This is a genomic window from Bradyrhizobium sp. SHOUNA76, from assembly GCF_023006445.1.
GTDB lineage: Bacteria > Pseudomonadota > Alphaproteobacteria > Rhizobiales > Xanthobacteraceae > Bradyrhizobium.
Map to the genome: position 1 here is coordinate 1 of NZ_JALBHA010000327.1, position 7,490 is coordinate 7,490.

The window sequence follows — 7,490 nt, forward strand, 5'->3', positions numbered from 1 at the left end:
GCTGCGGTCCTGGCGCTCGGACATCGCCCGCGAACGCGGCGTGCCGGCCTATGTCGTGCTGCACGATGCCACCATCGACGGCATCGTCCGGGCCTGGCCGACGACACTCGATGAACTCCGCAACGTGCCCGGCATCGGCGACAAGAAGCTCGAGCATTACGGCGACGAGCTGCTGCAGATCGTCAGGACGCGGTAGACCTCGTCATCCCGGACAAGCGTGCACAAGGCGCGCGCAGATCCGGGATCCATACCGCGTGATCTATCTTGAGGCAGGGGAGGAGACGTTCTTCGCCAAACATCTCCCTGTGGTTTTGGGTCCCGGGTCTGCGCTGACGCTTGCCCGGGACGACCGCGGTGGGGAGGTGCGAGTTGGAGCTCTCAGCCGTTCCGGAACGCATAAGCGTACCCGTTCAGCGCGGGCGCGCCGCCGAGATGGGCGTACAGAATCTTCGCGCCCTTCTCGAAATAGCCCTTCTGCGCGAGGTCGATCAGGCCCTGCATCGACTTGCCCTCGTAGACGGGGTCGGTGATCATGCCTTCGAGACGCGCGCTGAGGCGGATGGCTTCCTTGGTCTCTTCCGACGGCACGCCGTAGGCGGGATAGGCGTAATCCTCGATCAGCACGACGTCGTCAGCGACGAGGTCCTTGCCGAGCTCGACGAGTTCAGCCGTGTTCTTCGCGATCTCGAGCACCTGCGACTTGGTCTGTGCGGGCGTGAAGGACGCGTCGATGCCGATCACCTTGCGGGCGCGGCCATCGTCCGCGAAGCCGACCAGCATGCCGGCATGGGTGGAGCCGGTCACCGTGCAGACGATGATGTAGTCGAACTTGAAGCCGAGCTCTTTCTCCTGCTTGCGCACCTCTTCGGCGAAGCCGACATAGCCGAGCCCGCCGAACTTGTGCACGGAGGCGCCGGCGGGAATGGCGTAAGGCTTGCCGCCCGCGGCCTTCACTTCCTCGATCGCCTGCTCCCAGCTCTTGCGGATGCCGATGTCGAAGCCGTCGTCGACCAGGCGCACATCGGCGCCCATGATGCGTGAGAGCATGATGTTGCCGACGCGGTCATAGACGGCGTCCTCGTGCGGCACCCAGGCTTCCTGCACCAGGCGGCACTTCATGCCGATCTTGGCCGCGACCGCCGCGATCATGCGGGTGTGGTTGGACTGCACGCCGCCGATCGAGACCAGCGTGTCGGCGTTGGAGGCGATCGCGTCGGGGATGATGTATTCGAGCTTGCGCAGCTTGTTGCCGCCATAGGCAAGGCCCGAATTGCAGTCCTCGCGCTTGGCATAGACCTCGACATTGCCGCCGAGATGTTTTGACAGCCGATCCAGCTTCTCGATGGGCGTCGGGCCGAAAGTCAGCGGATAGCGCGGAAATTTGTCCAGCTTCATGGGGCATCCCGATTGGCGTTGATGTCCGCCGCTGCCTAACATCACTCCAGGAAAATGTGCTCTCGAATATTGCGCCTATATTGCTCGCGTTCTTGCGAAAATTGCGAAATCTGCTAATAATTCTTCCATAAAATCGTATTTCTATGGAAGTTTCTTTCGTGGCCGCTCGACTCGACCGAACTGACCTTAAGATCCTGAGATTGCTCCAGAATAACGGTCGGCTCAGCAATGCCGAGCTGGCCGTATCAGTCGCGATCAGCCCCGCCACCTGCCATCGCCGGACCCAGCGGCTGTTCGAGGACGGCTTCATCGCCACCGTTCGCGCCATGGTTGCGCCGAAGAAGGTGGCCAAGGGCACGCTGGTGATGGTCGGCGTCGTGCTCGACCGCTCGACGCCGGAGAGCTTCGCCACCTTCGAGCAGGCGATCGCCAAGCTGAAATTCGTGCTCGACTGCCATCTCGTCGCCGGCGACTTCGACTATTTCCTGAAGATCCGCGTCGGCGACATGGAGGATTTCAACCGTATCCACGGCGAGCAGCTCATCGCGCTGCCCGGCGTGCGCCAGACCCGGACCTTCTTCGTGATGAAGGAGGTCGTCGACAACGCGCCGCTGGAATTTTGAGCGGGCTGCACGATGCGCCCTCGTGCTAGATGGACGTCAGTTTTCAAGGAATCGCCTGGTCATGCCGATGGAGCCGCCTCCCTTCCGCCACCATGATCCGGCCGGGCCGGCCTATCGCCGCGGCTGGGTCGATGAGGCCGTGGCCGCGATCGAGGCCGACCAGTGCCGCACCGCCGATACGCATCTGATCCGGCTGATCGTGCCGGCGCTATCAGGCATCGACATCTATCTGAAGGATGAGTCGACCCATCCGACCGGCAGCCTGAAGCATCGCCTCGCGCGCTCGCTGTTTCTCTACGCGCTCTGCAACGGCCACATCCGCGAAGGCACGCCGGTGGTCGAGGCCTCGTCGGGATCGACCGCGGTGTCGGAGGCCTATTTCGCGCAGATGATCGGCGTCCCCTTCTACGCCGTGATGCCGCGCACGACGTCGGCGGAGAAGATCGCCGCGATCGAGCATTATGGCGGCAATTGCCACCTGATCGACGATGGCCGCGCGCTGTATGCGGAAGCCGCTGCACTCGCCTCGCGCCTGAACGGTCACTACATGGACCAGTTCACCTTCGCCGAGCGCGCGACGGACTGGCGCGGCAACAACAACATCGCCGAATCGATCTTCACGCAGTTGCAGGGCGAGCCGCGCCCGTTGCCGGACTGGATCGTGATGGGCGCCGGCACCGGCGGCACCTCGGCCACCATCGGGCGCTATCTGCGCTATCGGCAGCATCCGACACGGCTGTGCGTCGCAGATGTCGAGCACTCCGCTTTCTTCGACTGCTTCCGGACGCAGGACCGCTCTCATGTGTGCGAGCGCCCGTCGCTGATCGAGGGCGTCGGCCGGCCGCGCTGCGAGCCTTCCTTCGTGCCGGGTGTGGTCGACCGCATGATGAAAATCCCGGATGCGGCCACGATCGCGGCGATGAACGTGCTGTCGCGCCGGCTGCGCCGCACCGTCGGCGGATCCACCGGCACCAATTTCCTGGCCCTGTGCCGCCTTGCCTCGGAGATGCGCAAGGCAGGCCAGACAGGATCGCTGGTGACGCTGATCTGCGATTCCGGCGAGCGCTATCGTCAGACCTATTATGAGCCCGAATGGCTAAAGGCACGCGGCCTCGATCCGGCGCCGTTCGAGGAGGCGCTGTCGTCATTCCTCGCGACGGGCGAGCCGCTGACGTTTGCCATCGATGACGTCGCAAATCCCCAGAGCGCACGACGCTCCGAGGAGACATAATCCAAATTATGAGAACGCCCGCCCGGCGTGCGATGTCACGGCAACTTCACTTGCCTTGCATGCCTGTGCAGGCGACCGTCCCGTCTTCTCAACGAGGAGATCCCGCCGTGCGCCTTCCCATTCTCGATCCCAAGGATCTGTCCGCCGAACAGAAGCCGCTCTATGACGACATGCAAGCCGGCATCAAGGACCACTTCAAGGGCTTTGTGAACATGCGCGACGACGGCGCGCTGCTCGGGCCCTGGAATCCCTGGCTCCGCGAGCCGCGCTTCGGCAAGCCGGTGTGGGAGCTGGTCAAGGCGATCGCGTCGAACCCGCTGCTGCCCGCGCCGGTGCGCGAGGTCGCCATCCTCGTCACCGGCTCTCATTTCCGTTCCGGCTACGAGCTCTATGCCCATGTGCTGGTCGCAGAGCAGCGTGGCCTGTCCGACGAGAAGCTCGCGACGATCGTCGCCGGACAGCGGCCGGTCGATCTCACCAAACAGGAGGCCGTCGCCTATGACCTCGCATCCGCGCTCGTGGGCGGCGGTGTGCTGCCGGAATTGACCTGGCGCGCCGCGGTGAAGGAGTTCGGCGAGCATGGCGCTGCCGAGCTGTCGTATCTGGTCGGCGTCTACTGCATGGTCTCGGTCACGCTGAACACGTTCGACGTGCCGGTGCCGGACTGAGAGCTGGTTGCTTCTATCACTCCGCCGCTTTGCTTGCAGGCGGCGGAGGCGCGAAGGCGATGCAGCGGTTGCGGCCTTCGGCCTTGGCCTGGTAGAGCGCGTGATCGGCCGCGCCCATCATCGCGTCGATGCCGGACATGCTGACGGTGGCCTCCGCGATGCCGATGCTCACGGTGACGCCGAACTCAATCTCGCCGGCAACGATCTGCGCGCTCATCACGCGCTTGCGGATGCGGTCGGCGACAGTCCTCGCCCGCGACAGGCTGGTCTCGGGCAGGAGAACGGCGAACTCCTCGCCGCCGAGGCGGCCGACGATGTCCGATTTGCGCTTGCCGTCGAGACACGCGGCGGCAACCGCTCTGATCGCGGCGTCACCCACGGCATGGCCGTAGCGATCGTTGACCGACTTGAAGTGGTCGATGTCGAGCATCAGCACGGAGACGGAGCGATAATAGCGCTGAAACCGGCTCCACTCGGCCTCGAGGCTCTCGAGGAAGTGGCGGCGGTTGTAAAGGCCGGTGAGCGAATCGGTGGTGGCGAGCGTCTCCAGCATCGCGGCTTTTTGCGTCAGGTCGGTGATGTCGATATAGGTCAGCATGCGGCCGCCATTCGACATGGTGGTGCAATGGGCCCTGATGCGCCGTCCGTCCGGCGTCTGCAGGTCGCGCACATGGTCGCCAGCCGTGACCTCTTCGACGCGCCGCGCCGGAAATCGCGCGATCTCGTTCGTCGGTAGATTGGGCGCGCTGGCGCGATGCAAGCGCCGCACGAGCGACGAATAGGCCGGCCGGCTCGCGGCCTCGTCTTCGCTGACCTCCCAGAAGCGTCGCATACGCCGGTTCATGAAGGTGGCGTGCAGGTCGGAGTCGAGAAGGAGCACACCATCCTGGACATTCTCGAGCGCATCCCGCAGCAGCTTCAGCTCGTCGGAGGCGCGCACGATGTCCGTGACGGGCGTATAGGTCAGCATGCGCCCGCCATCGGGCAAGGGCGTGACCTGGACACGCACGACATCACCATTGGTCCGGCGCAGATCAATCGGCGTCGGATCACCCGCCTCGATCACACGGACGCGTTCCGCCACCAGAGCATCGAGCTCGGGGTCGGGCACTTCATAGGCGCCGGTGTCACGGCCGTGATGGAGCAGCGTGAGGATGGATGGATTGCTGTCGGCAACCTCGTCAGGCAGGCGCCACATCTTGCGGAACGACCGGTTGATCAGGCGCGCCCTGAGACTGGAGTCGAGCAGCACGATGCCGGTCGGCACGTGATCGAGCGCCGCGCGCAGCGCCAGCATCTGGCTGCGCATCAGCGCGTCGGACGAGCGTTCCCGCTCCTCGCCGACCGCTCGCTCGACGCTGCCTGGCTGCTCGAAGGCGATCCCGACCTGACGATCCGATCGCCAGATCACGCGGCAGGTCAGGATCTCGCGCCCCGCGAGCCTGAGCTGGAAACGCTCGGGCACGCCGAGGCCGCTCTCCATCTCGAGCGTCGCGGCGTCTTCGGTCAGGCGGCGCACGACGCAGTCGATCGAAGACTGGCCGAAATTGAAAAAGATCTTCCCAGCAAGGAACGTCCGTTCCGGAACCAAGCGGGACATTCGCAGCCTCCAAAGCGAAAACGACGGGACGAACACGACACCAAACAGCCGGTCCAGTCTCGCTCAAGGTTCCTTGCGGCGATGTAACGCGATCAGTGATTTTGGATGAGGATTAACGATTGGTTGACGAGCGAGGTGGGGTGACATTGGCCGCACTAGTTGCGGATGGCGTAGAGCGGTGTCCGCAGCGTCACCTGGTAGGCCGGCTTCGGCGTCCACGCGATCTGCGCGGTGATGCCGAACAGGCGGTTGTCGTTGTCGTCCATGCGGTCGAGGTCGAGCCGCAGGATCGGCTGGGTGAAGGACGCCGCCAAGGTCCGGCCGGCGAGCTGCGCGCCGCCGAACGACTGCATGCCAAGGCGCCCGGTGAACTTCCAGTTGCTCGGCCATTGGTAATAGCCGCCGGCATAGAGGATCGTGTTCGGCCGGATGCTGGCGAGCTGGCTGGCGATGTCGGTGTGGGTATATTGCACGCCGGCCAGCCAGCCCCGCGTCTCGTCCTCGTCGAGCGCGTAGTCGAATTCCAGGATGTTGTTGAACGAATTCGTCATGCCCTGCTCGTTCGGCACCGATTGGGTCAGCGTCGATTGCAGCGTGATGGTCGGGATCTTGCCGCCGTTCTGCTGATGGAGGTCGGCCTGCACGCCGATGTTCCAGCTCGTGATGTCGAACGCTGACCAGCCGCCGCCGATGTCGGTCGTCGAGCCCGACACACCGCCATAGAGCGAGACGCGATCGCTGACGTCCACCGTCAGCGGCAGATCGACGGCGATCGATTTCGCGGCCGGCAATCCGTTCGGCAAGCTTGCGCCCCGGCGCGCCGCCAGCGCCTCGAATGCGGCCGACAATGACGTGTTCCCGAAGCCCAGCCCGAGCGTGCCCGCCGGAATCGTCGCATAGATCGTACGGAGATCGAGATAGATGTTTGGTGCGGCCGGCTTTGCCGGTGCGTCGTCGGCAGCGAAGGCGGCGCCGGCCGAGATCGTCAGACAAAGCAGCCCCATCGCGGCAGCGCGCAGAGCCTGGCGATGCAAGGGGCTATGATCGAGCACGAGACAATCCGACGCGGCGATTTGGTGACGGAATTCTTTCTAGATGGAACGTGATCGTTGGTGCGGTCAAGCGCTATTGCAAGCGGTGGACTGCACGGACGTGGGCGGCTACCTTGTGGTGATTGCACCGACACACACACGCCGGCCGGGGTGCAGGCGAGACAATGGAAGGACGACAGCCATGAACACGTCACGCCGCATTCTGCTCACTGGTCTGGCGGGGCTCGCTGTTGCTCCGACGGCCGTGGCTGCCGCCATACGGACGTCCGCGCCTGACGACGTGACGGTCGCCGAGGAGCGCTTCGCGCGCACCATTGCGGCTGCGCATGCGCCCGACGTCACCTGCGCAAGGCAGGCCGAAAGTTATGCGGATGCACATTGGCCTGAATACGTCGTGGCCGCCAGGGCTGTCCTCGACGCGCGGGTGTGATCCGCGCTACTTCCCCACCGCTCGCCGCACCTGCTCGCCGATCTGCGACAGCAGGAGCTGCGCCTGCGGCAGGATCGCGCCCATGGCGTGGAAATTGTGAACCATGCCGTCGTGGCAGACATGCTCGACGGCGACGCCAGCAGCGAGCAGCTTGCGGGCATAGGCATTGCCTTCATCGCGCATCGGATCGTACTCAGCCGTGTGGATGATCGCGGTCGGCAGGCCGGTGAGGCGTGTTGCGCGCAAGGGGGAAACGCGGGGGTCGGCGGTGTCGACGCCGTCAGGCAGATAGTCGGAAAGATCGGCCTCGATGGTGACGCGATCGATCAGATGGCCCTCGGCAAAGGCCTCGCGTGAGGGCGAGGTTTCCTCGAAATCCAGCACGGGGCAGATCAGGCATTGCGCGGCGATGGCCAGGCCAGCGGTTTGCGCCGCCTCCTGGCACACGATCGCAGCGAGCGTCGCACCGGCGGAATCGCCGCCGACCACCA

9 protein-coding genes are annotated in these 7,490 nt (G+C 64.7%); 5 read left to right on the forward strand and 4 right to left on the reverse strand.

What is annotated here, in order from left to right; translation table 11 throughout:
* A partial coding sequence (locus tag MOV74_RS26145; RefSeq protein ID WP_246929237.1) for an HRDC domain-containing protein occupies window positions 1-196 on the forward strand: 196 nt, incomplete at its 5' end.
* Window positions 197-378: 182 nt separating this feature from the next.
* Here MOV74_RS26145 and MOV74_RS26150 read toward each other — a convergent pair.
* Complete coding sequence (locus MOV74_RS26150) at window positions 379-1,395, reverse strand: 1-aminocyclopropane-1-carboxylate deaminase (RefSeq protein ID WP_246929238.1); 1,017 nt, start codon at window positions 1,393-1,395, stop codon at window positions 379-381.
* A 158-nt stretch (window positions 1,396-1,553) separates the two neighbouring features.
* Between MOV74_RS26150 and MOV74_RS26155 the strand changes: the two genes are divergently transcribed.
* From MOV74_RS26155 to MOV74_RS26165, 3 genes are all read left to right on the forward strand, one after another.
* Window positions 1,554-2,018 (forward strand): Lrp/AsnC family transcriptional regulator, encoded by a 465-nt coding sequence (locus MOV74_RS26155; protein ID WP_246929239.1) that lies wholly within the window; start codon window positions 1,554-1,556, stop codon window positions 2,016-2,018.
* A 67-nt stretch (window positions 2,019-2,085) separates the two neighbouring features.
* Window positions 2,086-3,249 (forward strand): PLP-dependent cysteine synthase family protein, encoded by a 1,164-nt coding sequence (locus MOV74_RS26160; protein WP_246929244.1) that lies wholly within the window; start codon window positions 2,086-2,088, stop codon window positions 3,247-3,249.
* A gap of 107 nt (window positions 3,250-3,356) precedes the next feature.
* Window positions 3,357-3,917 carry a carboxymuconolactone decarboxylase family protein gene (locus MOV74_RS26165; RefSeq protein ID WP_246929240.1) on the forward strand — a complete coding sequence of 187 codons (561 nt, stop codon included), beginning with the start codon at window positions 3,357-3,359 and terminating at the stop codon, window positions 3,915-3,917.
* Between the two features lie 16 nt (window positions 3,918-3,933).
* Here MOV74_RS26165 and MOV74_RS26170 read toward each other — a convergent pair whose 3' ends face one another.
* Together MOV74_RS26170 and MOV74_RS26175 are read right to left on the reverse strand one after the other, a co-directional pair.
* Window positions 3,934-5,517, reverse strand: coding sequence for a sensor domain-containing diguanylate cyclase (locus MOV74_RS26170; protein WP_246929241.1), 1,584 nt, complete (start codon window positions 5,515-5,517; stop codon window positions 3,934-3,936).
* A 155-nt stretch (window positions 5,518-5,672) separates the two neighbouring features.
* Window positions 5,673-6,536 carry a hypothetical protein gene (locus tag MOV74_RS26175; protein WP_246929245.1) on the reverse strand — a complete coding sequence of 288 codons (864 nt, stop codon included), beginning with the start codon at window positions 6,534-6,536 and terminating at the stop codon, window positions 5,673-5,675.
* 214 nt (window positions 6,537-6,750) lie between these two features.
* Here MOV74_RS26175 and MOV74_RS26180 point away from each other — a divergent pair, with 214 nt between their 5' ends.
* Entirely contained in the window at window positions 6,751-6,999 is a 249-nt protein-coding gene (locus MOV74_RS26180) for a hypothetical protein (RefSeq protein WP_246929242.1), read from the forward strand.
* A 6-nt stretch (window positions 7,000-7,005) separates the two neighbouring features.
* On the opposite strand, the gene MOV74_RS26185 is transcribed toward MOV74_RS26180, so the two are convergent.
* The coding region (locus MOV74_RS26185) for an alpha/beta hydrolase fold domain-containing protein (protein ID WP_246929243.1) at window positions 7,006-7,490 on the reverse strand (485 nt) is incomplete at its 5' end.

Coding starts and splice junctions, on each gene's coding strand:
- MOV74_RS26150 (WP_246929238.1), bottom strand. CDS start 1,395: ATGAAGCTGGACAAATTTCCGCGCTATCCGCTGACTTTCGGCCCGACG.
- MOV74_RS26160 (WP_246929244.1), top strand. CDS start 2,086: ATGGAGCCGCCTCCCTTCCGCCACCATGATCCGGCCGGGCCGGCCTAT.
- MOV74_RS26170 (WP_246929241.1), bottom strand. CDS start 5,517: ATGTCCCGCTTGGTTCCGGAACGGACGTTCCTTGCTGGGAAGATCTTT.
- MOV74_RS26180 (WP_246929242.1), top strand. CDS start 6,751: ATGAACACGTCACGCCGCATTCTGCTCACTGGTCTGGCGGGGCTCGCT.